The organism is Enterobacter asburiae (genome assembly GCF_008080435.1).
Classification (GTDB): domain Bacteria; phylum Pseudomonadota; class Gammaproteobacteria; order Enterobacterales; family Enterobacteriaceae; genus Enterobacter; species Enterobacter asburiae_C.
On record NZ_VRKN01000007.1, the window covers coordinates 197,829 to 213,072 of the forward strand.

At 57.4% G+C, this 15,244-nt stretch carries 15 protein-coding genes and 1 other annotated feature; of the genes, 5 read left to right on the plus strand and 10 right to left on the minus strand.

Annotated elements, in window-relative coordinates:
• Positions 1 to 141: 141 nt before the first annotated feature.
• Both dsdX and dsdA read left to right on the plus strand, forming a co-directional pair.
• Complete coding sequence (dsdX, locus tag FU672_RS15390; protein ID WP_032662040.1) at positions 142 to 1,479, plus strand: D-serine transporter DsdX; 1,338 nt, start codon at positions 142 to 144, stop codon at positions 1,477 to 1,479.
• Between the two features lie 17 nt (positions 1,480 to 1,496).
• Positions 1,497 to 2,783 carry a D-serine ammonia-lyase gene (gene dsdA, locus FU672_RS15395; protein WP_148243879.1) on the plus strand — a complete coding sequence of 429 codons (1,287 nt, stop codon included), beginning with the start codon at positions 1,497 to 1,499 and terminating at the stop codon, positions 2,781 to 2,783.
• Between the two features lie 82 nt (positions 2,784 to 2,865).
• Here dsdA and FU672_RS15400 read toward each other — a convergent pair whose 3' ends face one another.
• The 4 genes from FU672_RS15400 to FU672_RS15415 form a co-directional block, all read right to left on the minus strand.
• Entirely contained in the window at positions 2,866 to 3,213 is a 348-nt protein-coding gene (locus tag FU672_RS15400; protein WP_148243880.1) for a DUF202 domain-containing protein, read from the minus strand.
• A complete protein-coding gene (locus tag FU672_RS15405) occupies positions 3,203 to 3,550 on the minus strand; it encodes a YidH family protein (RefSeq protein ID WP_148243881.1) in 348 nt (115 codons plus the stop codon). Before FU672_RS15405 ends, FU672_RS15400 begins: the two co-directional genes overlap by 11 nt.
• Positions 3,551 to 3,642: 92 nt before the next feature.
• Positions 3,643 to 4,965, minus strand: coding sequence for a 6-phospho-alpha-glucosidase (locus tag FU672_RS15410; protein ID WP_148243882.1), 1,323 nt, complete (start codon positions 4,963 to 4,965; stop codon positions 3,643 to 3,645).
• Positions 4,962 to 6,584 (minus strand): alpha-glucoside-specific PTS transporter subunit IIBC, encoded by a 1,623-nt coding sequence (locus FU672_RS15415; protein WP_148243883.1) that lies wholly within the window; start codon positions 6,582 to 6,584, stop codon positions 4,962 to 4,964. Before FU672_RS15415 ends, FU672_RS15410 begins: the two co-directional genes overlap by 4 nt.
• A 221-nt stretch (positions 6,585 to 6,805) precedes the next feature.
• Here FU672_RS15415 and FU672_RS15420 point away from each other — a divergent pair, with 221 nt between their 5' ends.
• The gene (locus FU672_RS15420) at positions 6,806 to 7,552 is read left to right on the plus strand and encodes a GntR family transcriptional regulator (protein ID WP_148243884.1); all 747 of its coding nucleotides are present in this window, start codon (positions 6,806 to 6,808) and stop codon (positions 7,550 to 7,552) included.
• Here FU672_RS15420 and FU672_RS15425 read toward each other — a convergent pair.
• The 3 genes from FU672_RS15425 to ibpA form a co-directional block, all read right to left on the minus strand.
• Complete coding sequence (locus FU672_RS15425; RefSeq protein ID WP_148243885.1) at positions 7,520 to 9,181, minus strand: putative transporter; 1,662 nt, start codon at positions 9,179 to 9,181, stop codon at positions 7,520 to 7,522. The genes FU672_RS15420 and FU672_RS15425 overlap by 33 nt on opposite strands.
• Positions 9,182 to 9,346: 165 nt before the next feature.
• Complete coding sequence (gene ibpB / locus FU672_RS15430) at positions 9,347 to 9,775, minus strand: small heat shock chaperone IbpB (RefSeq protein ID WP_148243886.1); 429 nt, start codon at positions 9,773 to 9,775, stop codon at positions 9,347 to 9,349.
• A gap of 136 nt (positions 9,776 to 9,911) precedes the next feature.
• A complete protein-coding gene (ibpA, locus tag FU672_RS15435; RefSeq protein WP_008500162.1) occupies positions 9,912 to 10,322 on the minus strand; it encodes a small heat shock chaperone IbpA in 411 nt (136 codons plus the stop codon).
• Positions 10,316 to 10,387, minus strand: a sequence feature (ROSE (Repression Of Heat Shock gene Expression) occurs in the 5'-region of heat shock genes and acts as an RNA thermometer to modulate expression.). (Overlaps the previous gene by 7 nt.)
• A gap of 248 nt (positions 10,388 to 10,635) precedes the next feature.
• Here ibpA and FU672_RS15440 point away from each other — a divergent pair.
• Positions 10,636 to 10,968 (plus strand): YceK/YidQ family lipoprotein, encoded by a 333-nt coding sequence (locus FU672_RS15440; protein WP_024907391.1) that lies wholly within the window; start codon positions 10,636 to 10,638, stop codon positions 10,966 to 10,968.
• Here the strand turns inward: FU672_RS15440 and FU672_RS15445 are convergent.
• The 3 genes from FU672_RS15445 to FU672_RS15455 form a co-directional block, all read right to left on the minus strand.
• Positions 10,965 to 12,194: a YidR family protein gene (locus FU672_RS15445; RefSeq protein WP_148243887.1), complete on the minus strand. Its 1,230-nt coding sequence runs from the start codon at positions 12,192 to 12,194 to the stop codon at positions 10,965 to 10,967. The two genes, FU672_RS15440 and FU672_RS15445, sit on opposite strands and share 4 nt — an antisense overlap.
• 50 nt (positions 12,195 to 12,244) lie before the next feature.
• Positions 12,245 to 13,057 (minus strand): sugar-phosphatase, encoded by an 813-nt coding sequence (gene yidA, locus FU672_RS15450; protein WP_148243888.1) that lies wholly within the window; start codon positions 13,055 to 13,057, stop codon positions 12,245 to 12,247.
• Between the two features lie 115 nt (positions 13,058 to 13,172).
• Positions 13,173 to 14,198: a zinc-dependent alcohol dehydrogenase family protein gene (locus FU672_RS15455; RefSeq protein ID WP_148243889.1), complete on the minus strand. Its 1,026-nt coding sequence runs from the start codon at positions 14,196 to 14,198 to the stop codon at positions 13,173 to 13,175.
• A 110-nt stretch (positions 14,199 to 14,308) separates the two neighbouring features.
• Between FU672_RS15455 and FU672_RS15460 the strand changes: the two genes are divergently transcribed.
• Positions 14,309 to 15,244, plus strand: coding sequence for a LysR family transcriptional regulator (locus FU672_RS15460; protein WP_148243890.1), 936 nt, complete (start codon positions 14,309 to 14,311; stop codon positions 15,242 to 15,244).

Below are 15,244 nucleotides of genomic sequence, written 5' to 3' on the forward strand. Positions count from 1 at the left end.
AATACGAATTAAGTGCGCTTTTTAGAGCGCAGTCACTCAGTTGATCCAATCTGGCTCACCTGAACGCCAATTTATATCGTTTGTCAGCCCACGCCGTTTTTTCGTCCAATACCCACAGATGACATAAGGATGAGGTGAGATATGGGATCTCAGGTCTGGGTTGTGGCAACGCTGCTGGTCAGCATTGTGTTGATTGTTTTAACCATCGTAAAACTGAAGTTTCACCCGTTCCTCGCGCTGCTGCTGGCGAGTTTTTTCGTCGGCGCGATGATGGGGATGAGCCCGCTGGATATGGTGAACGCCATTGAGAGCGGAATTGGCGGTACGCTGGGCTTCCTGGCGGCGGTGATTGGTCTGGGCACTATTCTCGGCAAAATGATGGAAGTCTCCGGTGCGGCCGAGCGCATCGGGATCGCACTGCAGCGCTGCCGCTGGCTGTCGGCGGACGTGATTATGGTGCTGGTGGGCCTTATCTGCGGTATCACGCTGTTCGTGGAAGTGGGCGTGGTACTGCTGATCCCGCTAGCGTTTTCCATCGCCAAAAAGACCCACACGTCGCTGCTCAAGCTGGCCATTCCGCTGTGTACCGCGCTGATGGCGGTGCACTGCGTGGTGCCTCCGCATCCGGCCGCGCTGTTTGTGACCAATAAATTAGGCGCGGACGTCGGAACGGTCATTGTCTATGGTTTGATGGTAGGCCTGATGGCCTCTCTGGTCGGCGGCCCGCTGTTCCTGAAACTGCTCGGCAATCGTCTGCCGTTTAAACCGGTTCCTGCAGAATTTTCAGACCTGAAAGTGCGTGAAGAGCACACCCTGCCGTCGCTGGGCGCCACGCTCTTCACGGTGCTGCTGCCGATTGCCCTGATGCTGGTGAAAACCATCGCCGAGCTGAATATGGCAAAAGAAGGCACGCTGTATACGCTGCTGGAGTTTATCGGCAACCCGATCACCGCCATGTTTATCGCCGTGTTTGTCGCCTACTACCTGCTGGGGATCCGCCAGCATATGGGCATGGGTACGATGCTGACGCACACCGAGCACGGCTTCGGCTCTATCGCCAACATTTTGCTGATTATCGGCGCGGGCGGCGCGTTTAACGCCATTCTGAAAACCAGCGGACTGGCGGACTCACTGGCGCATATTCTCTCGAATCTGCACATGCACCCTATCCTGCTCGCCTGGCTGGTGGCGCTGGTGCTGCATGCCGCCGTGGGTTCGGCTACGGTGGCGATGATGGGCGCCACGGCGATAGTCGCGCCGATGCTGCCGCTCTATCCAAACGTGAGCCCGGAGATCATTACCATTGCCATCGGTTCTGGCGCTATTGGCTGCACGATCGTGACCGATTCTCTCTTCTGGCTGGTGAAGCAATACTGCGGTGCGACCCTGAATGAGACCTTCAAATACTATACGACGGCGACGTTTATCGCCTCGGTGCTTGCACTTGGCGGCACATTCCTGCTTTCTTTCATTATCTGAGCGCGAAGAGACGTATTATGGAAAACGCAACTATCACTACTTTAACCGCACAGTTTCCTCTGGTTGAGGATCTGATTGCCCTGAAAGAAACCACCTGGCTTAACCCGCGCACCACGACGCTTGCAGAAGGGTTGCCCTATGTCGGGCTGACCAAAGCCGACGTGGACGACGCGCACGCGCGCCTCAACCGCTTCGCGCCGTATCTGGCGAAAGCCTTCCCGGAAACGGCGGCAACGGGCGGGATTATCGAATCCGAGCTGGTCGCCATTCCGGCGATGCAAAAACGGCTGGAGAAGGAATTCGCGACAGACATTGCTGGCGCCCTGCTGCTGAAAAAAGACAGTCATCTGCCGATTTCCGGCTCGATTAAAGCGCGCGGCGGTATCTATGAGGTGCTGACCCACGCGGAAAAACTGGCTCTGGAAGCCGGGTTGCTGAGCGTTGAAGACGACTACAGCATCCTGCTGGAGCCGCGCTTTAAGGACTTCTTCAGCCAGTACAGCATTGCGGTGGGCTCAACCGGCAACCTCGGGATGTCCATCGGCATTATGAGCGCACGCATCGGCTTTAAGGTGACGGTACATATGTCCGCCGACGCCCGCGAGTGGAAGAAAGCCAAACTGCGCAGCCACGGCGTCATCGTCGTGGAATATGAGCAGGATTACGGCGTGGCAGTGGAGCAGGGACGAAAAGCGGCGGAAAGCGATCCGAACTGTTTCTTCATTGACGATGAAAATTCCCGCACCTTGTTCCTTGGTTATGCGGTGGCGGGCGAGCGCCTGAAGGCGCAGTTTGCCGAACAGGGTCGCGTGGTGGATGCAGAACATCCGCTGTATGTCTATCTGCCCTGCGGCGTCGGCGGTGGCCCCGGCGGCGTGGCGTTTGGTCTGAAGCTGGCCTTTGGCGATAACGTCCACTGTTTCTTCGCGGAGCCAACGCACTCCCCGTGCATGCTGCTGGGCGTTTATACCGGCCTGCATGACGCGATTGCGGTGCAGGAACTGGGCATTGATAACGTGACGGCGGCGGACGGTCTGGCGGTAGGGCGCGCGTCCGGCTTCGTGGGCCGCGCGATGGAACGTCTGCTCGACGGGTTCTTTACGCTTTCCGATCGGAGCATGTACGACATGCTCGGCTGGCTGGCGCAGGAGGAAGGGATCCGTCTGGAACCGTCGGCGCTGGCGGGCATGGCCGGGCCGGTGCGCGTGCAGGCTGACGCTAACGCCACCCATCTGGTCTGGGCTACCGGCGGCGGCATGGTGCCGGAAGACGAGATGGCGAAGTATTTGGCTAAAGGGAAGTAATTATGCCGGGTGGCGGCTGCACCTTACCCGGCCTACGGTTCGCGGCAGTTGTAGGCCCGGTAAGGCGTAGCCGCCACCGGGCTTACAGGCCCACAATTTGCTGAATGTGGGTAACTGCAAAGAGTAAAGACAGCGACAGCACAGCGAGCGCGATCAGGAACTTATCCCGCACCGCTTTCGGCTGTACAAAATCGTTCTGAGCCACGTCCATCAGGTTACGGTTGCGGGTATAGCGCCATAAAATGATAGCCACCAGCGCCAGCACAACCACTGAGATCCAGAATGGCACTCCTGTGCGGTGCCAGTTGTGCTTAATCGCCAGGGCAATCAGCGCGCCATACCCCAGCAGCGTGCGCAGCCAGGCGAGTGACGTCCGCTCCGGCTGCAGGCCGGGGTCGGCTTCACGTCGCGCTTTGCGGCTATCCGCCATAGAACACCAGCACCATCACCACCCCTGCCACCGTCAGCAAAATCGTACTGATAACCAGCAGCCCGCGCGTATAGGGCAAATCCTGCTTCAAACGCATCGCCTTTTCGTTACGCAACCAGCGCAGATAGCCGTAAATCGCCAGCACGCCCGCAAACAGGCACAGCAGCAGCGCCAGCACTTCGCGGATCAGCGGCGTGGCGAAATCAGGCGCGAGCTGATCAAGACCCACCCCTGCGGCAAGAAAGCCCAGCGCGGTGCGGATCCACGCTAAAAAAGTACGTTCATTAGCCAGAGAGAAGCGGTAGTCCGGCGCTTCGCCGAGGCGGGAAATTTTCATGGGGGTTCCTTGTCGTGGCACGGGCAGGCTTCAGCATAGCGTAAATCGACAAGGACAAGGAGACCGGCATCGGGTGATGCCGGTCACGACGATTAATGCAGCTCTGGCCAGTACGCTTTGTTAGCCTCGATCAGGTCATCCAGAATCGCTTTCGCGACTGACGCGCTCGGCACGGTTTTCGACAGGGTGATCGCCTGCCAGAGTTTCTGGTATGAGCGCTGTTCCCAGGCATCCACCACCAGTTTTTCCACCGCCACCTGCTGGCTCATCAACCCTTTCTGGAAGTGCGGAATATCGCCGACGGTGAGCGGCTCCGGTCCGTTATGGCCGACCAGGCACGGGATCTCCACCATCGCGTCGGCATCGAAGTTATGGATGGCCCCGTTGTTGGGCACAATCAGCAGCATCCGCTCCTGGGTGTTAAAGGCAATTGCCGTCGCCAGATCGACGATGTACGACGCATGTTCGTCAATTTCCAGCTCACCGGCAGAGGATTTTCCCGCCTCGATAATCGCCCGGCAGGAACTGAATACGTGCTTCTCACGGTGATCCATCACCTCATTGGCGCGGGTACGTTCCGGGTTCGAGTGCGCGACCACGTAGTCCGGGAACAGGTAATACTTCAGATAGGTGTTCGGCATGGTTTCCGGATCCAGCGCCTGCACGTCTTTTGCTTTGGCAAAGGTATCGTTCCAGCTCGCTTCGGTATGTGCATCATCAGAAGGCGGAACATAGCCGTTTTTCGCCACGTACTCGCGCAGTTTCGGCATCAGATCGTTGCCGTTGAGATCTTCAATCGACGTCCACCAGCCGAAGTGGTTCAGGCCGTAGTAGCGCACGCGCATCTCTTTGCGGTCCTTCAGGCCGAGAATTTGGGCCATGCGCCCTTCAATGCCGATCGGCATATCGCAGATGTTGAGGATTTTGGCGTTCGGCCGCAGGCGACGCGTGGCTTCCGCGACAATCGCCGCCGGGTTGGAGTAGTTCAGCATCCACGCGTTCGGGGAGTACTGCTCCATATAATCCACCAGCTCCAGCACGCCGCCGATAGAGCGCATCCCGTAGGAGATGCCGCCCGGTCCGCAGGTTTCCTGGCCCAGTACGCCGTGGCGCAGCGGGATTTTTTCGTCTTTTTCACGCATCGGGTATTTGCCCACGCGGATATGCGCCATCACGAAATCTACATCGGTAAACGCCGCTTTAGGATCGGTGGTGTAGCTGAACTCAATCTCCGGCGCCTGCTCCCTGAGGATGATTTTGCACGCTTCGGCGATGGTCTCCTGACGTGCGCCGTCGTTGTCATAGAACTTCAGCGCGCGCAGCGGGAAACGGTCGCGGTTGGCTAACAGCATCAGGACGATACCAGGCGTAAAGGTGCTGCCGCCGCCTGCAATGACAACTGAGAATTTTTTCATGATATAGCCTCTGTCAGGGTGGTTTGTTCATTCGTTAAAGGGGTTTTCATCAGCGACTCCAGCTGGTCGCGCACCTGAGGAACGTGCAGGCCGACGATCACCTGAATGCCGTTGCCGCGTCGCACCACGCCGTGGGCGCCGAGGGTTTTGAAGACGTCATCGCTTTGCGTTTTCGCCATATCGACCAGCGCGATACGCAGGCGGGTGGCGCAGTTGTTGATGCTTTCGATGTTGGCCGCACCGCCGAGCGCCTGCAGAAATCCGGCGGCCTGTCCGACCTGCTGGCTGGCCGCTGCCGGAGCAGTGGTGTGCCCGCGTGCGGCCTTATAGTCGGCCTTGCTGTACAGTTTGATTTCGCTCTCTTCCCGGCCTGGCGTTTTCAGGTTCAGACGTTCAATCAGCGTCTTGAAGACAACGAAGTAGATCCCGGTAAAGCAGAGACCAATGCCGATCTGGGTGAATACCGTCGGGGCGTGGTTATGGAACATCGGGATCCAGTTTTGCGGCAGGAACTGGTCCAGCAGGCCGCCGCCCATGTTCCCGACCACGCCGAAGGTGTACATCACGGTCGCCATCGTGGCCGCCAGCACAGCGTGCACGGCAAACAGCAGCGGTGAGATAAACAGGAAGGTGAATTCGAGTGGTTCAGTAATACCCACCAGCACGGCGGTAAGCGTGGCCGGGATCAGCAGCCCCGCCACCTTGACGCGGTTTTCTGCCGACGCGGTGTACCAGATAGCCAGCGCAATCCCGACCGAGCCAAACACTTTCGAGTTACCGTGCAGCGCGAAACCGCCTTCCGGGAAGAGGGTTTTCAGCGGCAGGGTGCTCTGGCTGAACTCCTGCAGATGCTGCGCCCAGTAGACCTGAATACCGCCTTCCACCGCCGCCGGGCCGAAGATGAACGGACCGTAGACGAAGTGGTGCAATCCGGTTGGGATCAGAATGCGTTCCAGGAAGGTATACACCCACACGCCCAGCGCACCGGCAGAGCGCAGGAACGCCTGCAGGGACTCGATGCCCATCTGCACTTTCGGCCAGCCCAGCAGCGTCAGCCAGGCGCAGGGGATCATGACGAAGAACGCGAGGATAACGACAAACGAGCTGCCCTGGAAAATCCCCAGAAAGACCGGCAGCGGCTTGTCGAAGTAGCGGTTGTGGATGGCGGTGACGATGCCTGAAATCACAATGGCACCGATGATGCTGGTATCGAGGGTTTTGATCCCGGCAATCATCGCCAGCCCGCTTCCGGCCGTCGGTTCGGCGGAGAAATCAACGCCAAAGAAATGGCCCCATGTCATCCCCATCGCATTGATGAAGTAGTTCCAGGTCAGGAAGCTAATCAGCACCGCCAGACAGGCGCGGCCCTGCGCCTGCTTCGCCAGGCCAATCGGTAAACCCACGGCAAAAATCAGCGGCATATTGCGGAACACCGCCCAGCCGCCCTCTTCAATGATGTGAACAATTTGCGCGAAAAGATTATCAGGGGCAGTTAAGGCTTCGCCGACAAACAGCGGGTTGCGAAGCATGATGGCGATTCCCACCACGATCCCGGCAAAGGGGAACAGCAACACCGGGGTAAACATGGCACCGCCAAAACGTTGTATTTGACTGAGCATTTTTAAATCCTCATGAAACAACCTGTAGGGGTAGAGGCCTTTATGGTTTTTTGCTGGCCTGAGGTGAGCATAAGAACTTACTGATGCGCGAACATGGCGTGCCGCTGCGATTCGTGATCGCATTCATGGTTTTATTTTGACCATTCAGGTCTACTTTTCGCAGTAAACATGGACATGTCAGGACGCAATCCACGCCCTGATAAGGGCAGAGAGGTCTACTGGTGATCTACAAATCTATTGCCGACAGGTTGCGGCTGCGGCTGAATTCATCGGACTACAACATCGGCAGCCCGCTGCCGGGCGAAAAAGCGCTGGCGCAGGAGTTTGGCGTGGCGCGAATGACCATCCGCAAGGCGCTGGATCTGCTGGTGAGCTGGGGGCTGGTTGAGCGGCGGCACGGCAGCGGCACGTTTGTCTCACGCAAAGACGTTCACCACGAAACGACCAACCTGACCGGGCTGGTGGAGGTGCTGCGCCAGCAGGGGAAAGAGGTGCAGAGCAAGGTGCTGCAGTTCGAAGTGATGCCCGCGCCGCCCGCTATCGCCAGCCAGCTGCGGATTCAGGTGGATGAGCGGATCTACTTTTCCCGGCGGGTACGTTACGTGGACGGGAAGCCGCTGATGCTGGAGGACAGCTTTATGCCTGTGAAGCTGTTCCGCAATCTTTCACTGGCGCATCTTGAAGGGTCTAAGTTTGATTACATCGAGAAGGAGTGTGGGATCACCATCAGCGGTAACTACGAGAGCCTGACGCCGGTGCTGGCAGATAAACAGCTTGCCAGTTATATGAACCTGCCGGAACAGACGCCGCTGCTGAGAATTACGTCTCTTTCCTACAGCGACAGCGGCGAGTTCCTTAATTATTCCGTGATGTTCCGAAATACCAGTGATTACCAGGTGGACTACCATCTGCGGCGCATCCACCCGGATGATTTGCTAACCCATCCCCCAGAACAGCACCGCGAGTAGCTGCGGGGTGATGATGCGCAGGAACATCACCAGCGGATAAACCGTGGCATACGACAGCGCCGCCGCACCGCTGGTGGCGTGCAGGTTGTTGGCAAAAGCCAGCGCAGGCGGATCGGTCATGGAGCCCGCCAGCATGCCGCACAGCGTCAGGTAGTTCATTTTGGCGAACATCCGCGCCAGTATTCCCACCGTCAGCAGCGGAATAGCCGTGATAAAGATGCCGTAGCCAACCCAGCTCATCCCTTCGCCCTTGACCAGGGTATCGACAAAATCTCCGCCGGATTTCAGGCCGACCACCGCCAGGAACAGCACGATGCCCAGCTCGCGCAGCGCCAGGTTGGCGCTCGGCGGCATAAACCAGTAGAGCTTACCGATACAGCCGATACGCCCGAGGATCAGCGCCATAATCAGCGGCCCGCCCGCCAGGCCCAGCTTGAGCGCTACCGGGAAGCCCGGTACGTAAACCGGAATGGAGCCCAGCAGCACGCCAAGCCCGATGCCGATAAATACCGGCAGCATCTGCACCTGCTGCAGTTTTTGCTGGGCGTTACCCACCATATCCGCCACGGCGTCGATGGACGACGGGCGCCCGACCAGGTTGAGGATATCCCCGAACTGCAGGCTGGCCTCCGGGCTGGCGACCAGTTCGACGCCCGCACGGTTGAGGCGTGAGATCACCACGTCATAGCGCTCTTTTACCTGCAGATCGCGTATTTTCTTACCAAGGACGTGCTCGTTAGTCACCACAACGCGCTCCACGCGCATATCGGTGCCGCGGGTTGAGAGCGAGGTATCCACTTCCTGACCAATCACCAGCCGCGCGTTGTTTAAATCTCCGGGCTGGCCGACCAGATGCAGCAGATCGCCCTGCTGAATGACGGTACCTGGCGCGGGCACCATCAGCATATCGTCACGCTTAAGGCGGGAGCAGATGATATTGGCGCTGTTCAGGATCGGCACGTCCTGAATCGCCATATTGTTCAGGTTGGGGTTATCGACCCGAATGTTGATGGTTTTGATCGGCATATGACCGTTGGTGAGCGTGGTTTCGTGGTCCTTCGCCTCTTTGTCGACGTTAATGCGAAACAGGACGCGTACCAGCCACATGGAGAGCAGAATGCCGCAAATCCCAAACGGATAGGCCATGGCGTAGCTCATCCCCATCTGGTCGACAATGCCGGGTTCAATGCCCAAATCGCGCAGGATTTGCTGGCCCGCACCCAGCGCAGGCGTGTTGGTGACCGCCCCGGAGAAAATCCCGAGCACCACGGGCAGCGGGATATCGAAGATTTTGTGCAGGATCGCGGTGACCAGCCCCCCCATCACCACAATACCGAGGGCAAACAGATTGAGCCGGAGCCCGGAGACGCGCAGGGAAGCAAAAAAGCCCGGCCCCACCTGAATCCCGATAGTGTAGACGAACAGAATCAGGCCGAATTCCTGAATGAAGTGGAGCATTTCGGCGCTGAGCGCCAGCCCAAGCTGGTCGGCGAAGTGCCCGACAAAAATGCCGCCAAACAGCACCCCGCCAATCCCAAACCCGACGCCGCGGATTTTAATATTCCCTATCCACAGTCCAACAACAGCGACCAGGGCCAACACGCTGACGGTTAACGCGATATCACTCATGATCCACTTCCTTGGCATAACCTTAGTTATGCTAAGGATTCTCTCAGAGCAGGATACGGTTGTATGGGCGATGGCGCACAAAAAAGCCCTGCCGTGGCAGGGCTTTATCTTTTCACCCTCTCCCTGTGGGAGAGGGCCGGGGTGAGGGCATCAGCCCGCACACTATTAACTGTTTAACGCCGGCCGGTCGCTAATGGCGATACGCTGCGGCGCGATGGCCTCCGGCACGTTGCGGAGCAGGTCGATATGCAGCAGCCCGTTGGTAAACGTTGCGCCGGATACTTCCATATGGTCTGCCAGGGTAAAACTCAGGCTAAACGGCTGATTAACCAGCCCCTGATGCAGCCATTTAGTCTCGGTCTCTTGTTTTTCCGGCGACCCCTTCACGGTCAGACGAGTGCCTTCAAGCTGGATGTCCAGATCGTCCTGGCGGAAACCGGCCAGCGCAAGGGTAATACGATAGTGGTTATCGTCGCTTTTTTCGATGTTGTACGGCGGAAACGTCTGTTGCTCGGTGGTGCTTTGCAGGGCATTAGCCAGTTTGTCAAAACCAATCCACTGACGCAGCAGGGGGGATAAATCATAGTTACGCATACTAAATCTCCTTCTGAGAAGCGAGTTCGGCACAGTTTAATTTTGTGCGCAGTTGTTCCTGCAAATCCTGATGGATTCGCATATGCTCCCGTTACGGCAAGCAAGTCCGGGTGGGCCGCTCACGCGACCCGCGTAATTAGTTAATTTCGATACGACGCGGTTTTTTCTCTTCCGGAATCACACGTTCCAGTTCGATAAACAGCAGGCCGTTGACCAGGTTAGCGCCTTTGACGTGAATGTTCTCGGCTAACTGGAACTTGCGTTCAAAGTTGCGCTCGGCGATGCCCTGATAAAGGTAGGTACGTTCTTTCTGCTCGGCCGTATGGGAACCTTTCACCACCAGCAGGTTGTCCTGCGCGGTGATCTCCAGTTCGTTTTCTGCAAAACCGGCGACGGCAATGGCGATGCGGTAGTGGTTTTCGTCAACCAGCTCAACATTGTATGGAGGGTAGCCGTTGCTCTGGCTTTGGTTATTTTCTAAATGGTTAAACAGGCGGTCAAAACCAATTGCAGAACGGTATAGCGGAGAAAGATCGAAGTTACGCATAAATAAAACTCCTGAAATCAGCGAGAAATTGTAGCCTTCCACCATGGACAGGCCTTTGCGCCCCCGAACACCCATCAGGCGAGTTCGTTATCGGGTCACATTCTTAAAATGGGTCTGCAATCGGGCTTTTCAAGCACGACAACTGCACTTTTTTTTGCACTTTCCTGCATCTCGCTTAGACTGGGACAACAGCACAAAGGGTTAAATTGCGATGGCTGCCACAGTGCGGGGTTATCGGGCTATCCATTTTGGATAAGGCTCGCTATAACCCTGAGTTGCAGGTCTATGCAGTGCCATTAACGATGACTGAGTGATGATGAAAAATGTTCTGATAAAGCTGACGACGTTCAGCGGGGTAGTTTTACTTTGCGGGTGTTCGAGCGTGATGTCTCACACCGGCGGTAAAGAAGGAACATATCCGGGGACGCGCGCCAGCGCGGCGATGATCTCCGATGACGATACAAACTGGGGCACCAAATCCCTGGTTATCCTGGATATGCCGTTTACGGCCGTGGCAGATACGCTTCTGCTACCGTGGGATATGTTTCGTAAAGACAACTCCGTGCGCTCACGGGTAGAAAAAAGCGAGCAGGAGAATCTGGCGACAAACGCCGTCATCCCGCCCGCAGAGATGCCTCCACGTTAGTGCTGCGCGGTTTCCGTTGCCCAAAGCTGACGGAAACCGCCTGTCTCTTCCATCCACGCAATAACGCAACCGTCCGGGGAAAACACGACCGCATCAGCAGACGGCGGGTTACCGTGATCGGACGTCAAAAACGTCACCTCTCCGGTCTGCGCGTCGCAGCAGGCGATCCGATTTTCGAGCACAAACCCCAGACGGTCGCCGGAAGGATGCCAGTTAAATGCAGACTGAATATCGCTCCCGGTACGCGTCAACTGGCGCGGCTCGGCGCCCTCAGGAGAGATCAGCCACAGCTGCACAATGCCGTTATCATCCCGCATCAGAAACGCGATCTGCGTCCCCTGCGGATTGCTGCGAACCCAGTGACGCGGCACGTTCACCAGGCCCGGATACGCCCTCTGATGCGTAAAGGTCAAACGACGCTGCTTCACCCCTGCAGGCGGGGCTGGCAGGGTCTCTGTCGTGCCCTGTAGCGGCGCATCGCCCGCACGCTTCCAGCCCTGCTCGTCTTCAGGCAGGTCGACGATAAACAATTCTGGTACTTTTTCGCCCTGCGCAGAGAGGGTGTCGCCGATAAACGCCAGTCTGTCGTTGCCCACCCAGCCCTCTTCGTAAGCGCGGTTGATTTCATCGCTGCCCGGCTGTGGGTTGGGCGTCGTGAGGCTAACCAGCACGCTCCAGAAGGTTCCCGGATATTCTCGGGGATGGTTCCCCTGCGGGTTCACCGGGCCGTAAGGCGCAGCCACGCCGACGTTGCGTAAATCAAGTTTAGGATCGCGCTCGTGCAGGACATGGTCGTTATAGGTAAAGCTGACGAGCTGCCCGTTCGGGCTGAAGACATGGACATGGCTACCACCGCGCAGCGCGCCTGCGGTGTAAGGCGCGGTGATATCCATCGCGTCCAGGTTGCTCACCTGACCGTTTTGCGCAATCACTCCCTGACGATGATGAAAATCATAGTGCCAGTCTGCATCCGGGTTTTTCGGCCCGTGGATAAAGACATATTTCTCTTGTGCAGGATGAACGGTCACCACGCCGACATGTGCGCCGTCAGTGGCGCGATAAACCACCTCTACCTCACCCGTGCCAACATTGACCCGCTCGATGGTTTCACCGGTGAACGAGGCACCGGACGGGCGCACGTCGTAGACCAGCCACTGGCTGTCCGGCGTCCAGGTATTGATGTTAGTGAGCTGATGATGGCGGGAGGCGAAGGTGATTTGTTTCATGGGGATACCCTGATGCGCAGTTATCACATCAGGGTATCGCAAGCGGGTTTTTAGTTCAGCACAAACTTCTCAATGGCATAAGCCACGCCGTCTTCGAGGTTGGATTTGGTCACAAAATTAGCCACTTCTTTCACCGACGGAATGGCATTATCCATCGCCACGCCCATACCGGCGTATTCGATCATCGCGATGTCATTTTCCTGGTCGCCCAGCGCCATGATCTCGTCCGGCTTAATGCCCAGCGCATCGGCCAGTGATTTAACACCGGTGCCTTTATTGACGCGTTTATCGAGAATTTCGAGGAAGTACGGCGCACTTTTCAGCACGGTGTACTTCTCTTTTACCTCCGCCGGAATGCGCGCAATCGCTTTATCCAGGATCTCCGGCTCGTCGATCATCATCACTTTCAGGAACTGCGTCGCCGGGTCCATTTTCTCCGCTTCACAGAACACCAGCGGAATGGTCGCAACGTAGGATTCATGTACCGTGTAGTAGCTGATATCACGGTTGGCGGTATAGAGCGTATTGCGATCGAGCGCGTGGAAGTGGGACCCCACTTCACGGGACAATTTTTCCAGGAACAGGTAGTCATCGTAGCTCAGCGCGGTTTGCGCAACCGTACTGCCATCTGCGGCTTTCTGCACCAGCGCGCCGTTATAGGTGATGCAGTAGTCGCCAGGCTGATTCATGTGCAGCTCTTTCAGGTAGCTGTGTACGCCCGCATACGGACGCCCCGTGGTCAGGACCACATTCACGCCCTTTGCGCGTGCCGCGGCGATCGCGTTTTTAACGGCTGGAGAGATGGTGTGGTCTGGCAGCAGCAGCGTGCCGTCCATGTCGATTGCAATGAGTTTGATAGCCATGAGTTCCCCGGAATAAATGAGTGCTGTCTCATGCTAACGCGATTAAGCCCACAAAAATAGAGCTACATTGCGCAACAGAAACACCCCTTTTACGCTTATCCCGGGGAACAAAGGCTTACTCGCGGGTGAGAACGATTTTACCGAACGCACCGCGATCGAGGTGTTCAAGGGCCTGTTCCAGCTCGTTAAAACGGTAGCGATGTTCGATCACAGGTTTCAGTCCGGTCACATCCACGGCGCGGATGAAATCTTCCAACGCCCGGCGGTGGCCTACGCCAATCCCCTGAATGACGGGGGATTTCAGCAACAGTTCGCCAGCTGAGAGCGTAATCTCCGTCCCGGCCAGCACGCCAATGACGGAGATACGTCCGTGAACAGCAACGGCGTGCAGGGAATGCTTCAGGTTCTCTCCCCCCACGGTTTCGATAATATGGTCGATGCCGCGATCCTGCGTGAGTGCCAGCGTATTTTCAGCCCAGTCGCCTTTCAGACGGTTGATGCCCTGGCTGGCTCCCAGCTTTTTGGCCAGCGCCAGTTTTTCATCACTCCCCGAGGTGACAAAAACCTCCGCACCGTGGGCTTTTGCAATTTGCAGGGCGAATATCGCCACGCCGCCCGTGCCCTGTACCAGCACCGATTGTCCGGCGCGCAGTTGGCCGCGTTCCACCAGCGCAAACCAGGCAGTAAGCCCTGCGCAGGGTAAAGTACTCGCCTCGGCGTCATCCAGGGTTTCCGGTGATGCCGCCAGCGCGTCTTCATTCACAATCACATACTCGGACAGCATGCCCTGGAAGTATCCGCCGGACGTTTTATAGGGCAGATTACGCGCGTCCGCCTGCGGCTTACCGTCTATCCACTCAGGGAAGAAGGTTGAGATGACGCGTGCGCCGGGTTTGAAGCGCGTAACGCCTTCACCAATGCTGTCCACCACGCCTGCCATGTCAGACGCCGGGGTAAACGGGAAGGAAAGCGGAATCGGCATTGTGCCTTCAATAACCATTTTATCGCGATAGTTGAGCGCAACGGCATTCACCCGTACGCGCACTTCACCCGGACCTGGCTGTGGCACGGGCGCCTGAGTCAGCTTGAGGTTCTCGCGCCCGAGGGCGTCCATGGACCAGCGTTGCATTGTCTCTGTCATTTTATTTCTCCTGCCATCAGATGAGCTTTAGTCCTGACAGTCTACCGTTGACTAAAGGTCGCCAGTGGCGATAAGTTTTCTCTTTATTGACGCCAGAATAGATACAATCCATGACCGATACGCTGAAGGATATTCCTGTTTTTGTGGCCGCCGTTGAGGCGGGAAGTTTTGCTCAGGCCGCCATCCGTCTGCATTTGTCACGCTCGGCGGTTGGAAAAAGCATTGCCCGCCTTGAAGAGCGGCTGGGGGTACGTCTTTTTCAACGCACCACCCGCAGCCAGAGTCTGACCGATAACGGCGCCCTTTTTTATGAACGCTGCCTGCGCGCGCTGGAGGAGATTCGGGGTGCGGAATCGCTGCTTGAAACCGGAAAACAGCAGGTCAGCGGCCGCCTGCGCGTTGCCATGCCGGTGCTGTTTGGTCGCCAGTGTGTCGCCCCGCTGCTGATAGCGCTGGCGCAGGAACACCCCGGGCTTGAACTGGAAATGTCATTCAGCGACCGCGTGGTGGATCTGGTCGAGGAAGGGTTTGATATGGCGGTGCGTAACGGCACGCTTCAGGACAGCAGCGTGCTGGTCGCCAGAAAGCTGGGAGAACACCGCATGGTGTTGTGCGCCGCGCCGGAGTATCTGCAGAAGAAAGGCCAGCCACAACGCGTTGATGATTTACCCCAGCATACGGCGATTAACTATCTGCGCGCAGGCAGAGTGTTGTCCTGGCAGCTGATGGATAACGAAGGAACGTCGCACACCTTTACGCCCCGATCGTCGCTCAATATGGATGATTTGCAGGCGATCTGCGACGCTGCGCTGGCCGGGCACGGCATTGCATGGTTGCCCTGCTGGATGGTCGTCAAAGATATTCACCTGGGTAAACTCGTCCCACTCCTGAAGCAGGCACCGGATGTGCATTTCGACGTTCATGCGGTGTGGCAGCAGACGCCGCACCTGCCGCTAAGGGTTAGAATTGCGATAGATACGCTGGCGAGCCGTTTACCGTCCGTGATGTCGCTGGATATGCCTGCGCCCACAAAAAAGCCGCGCTAA

What these genes read in the sequence shown, in the direction of transcription:
- FU672_RS15425 (WP_148243885.1), bottom strand. Translation starts at nt 9,181, where the DNA reads ATGAGTGATATCGCGTTAACCGTCAGCGTGTTGGCCCTGGTCGCTGTT.
- FU672_RS15415 (WP_148243883.1), bottom strand. Translation starts at nt 6,584, where the DNA reads ATGCTCAGTCAAATACAACGTTTTGGCGGTGCCATGTTTACCCCGGTG.
- FU672_RS15460 (WP_148243890.1), top strand. Translation starts at nt 14,309, where the DNA reads ATGACCGATACGCTGAAGGATATTCCTGTTTTTGTGGCCGCCGTTGAG.
- FU672_RS15445 (WP_148243887.1), bottom strand. Translation starts at nt 12,194, where the DNA reads ATGAAACAAATCACCTTCGCCTCCCGCCATCATCAGCTCACTAACATC.
- FU672_RS15410 (WP_148243882.1), bottom strand. Translation starts at nt 4,965, where the DNA reads ATGAAAAAATTCTCAGTTGTCATTGCAGGCGGCGGCAGCACCTTTACG.
- yidA (WP_148243888.1), bottom strand. Translation starts at nt 13,057, where the DNA reads ATGGCTATCAAACTCATTGCAATCGACATGGACGGCACGCTGCTGCTG.
- FU672_RS15440 (WP_024907391.1), top strand. Translation starts at nt 10,636, where the DNA reads ATGATGAAAAATGTTCTGATAAAGCTGACGACGTTCAGCGGGGTAGTT.
- FU672_RS15455 (WP_148243889.1), bottom strand. Translation starts at nt 14,198, where the DNA reads ATGACAGAGACAATGCAACGCTGGTCCATGGACGCCCTCGGGCGCGAG.
- dsdA (WP_148243879.1), top strand. Translation starts at nt 1,497, where the DNA reads ATGGAAAACGCAACTATCACTACTTTAACCGCACAGTTTCCTCTGGTT.
- ibpA (WP_008500162.1), bottom strand. Translation starts at nt 10,322, where the DNA reads ATGCGTAACTTCGATCTTTCTCCGCTATACCGTTCTGCAATTGGTTTT.
- dsdX (WP_032662040.1), top strand. Translation starts at nt 142, where the DNA reads ATGGGATCTCAGGTCTGGGTTGTGGCAACGCTGCTGGTCAGCATTGTG.
- FU672_RS15400 (WP_148243880.1), bottom strand. Translation starts at nt 3,213, where the DNA reads ATGGCGGATAGCCGCAAAGCGCGACGTGAAGCCGACCCCGGCCTGCAG.
- FU672_RS15405 (WP_148243881.1), bottom strand. Translation starts at nt 3,550, where the DNA reads ATGAAAATTTCCCGCCTCGGCGAAGCGCCGGACTACCGCTTCTCTCTG.
- ibpB (WP_148243886.1), bottom strand. Translation starts at nt 9,775, where the DNA reads ATGCGTAACTATGATTTATCCCCCCTGCTGCGTCAGTGGATTGGTTTT.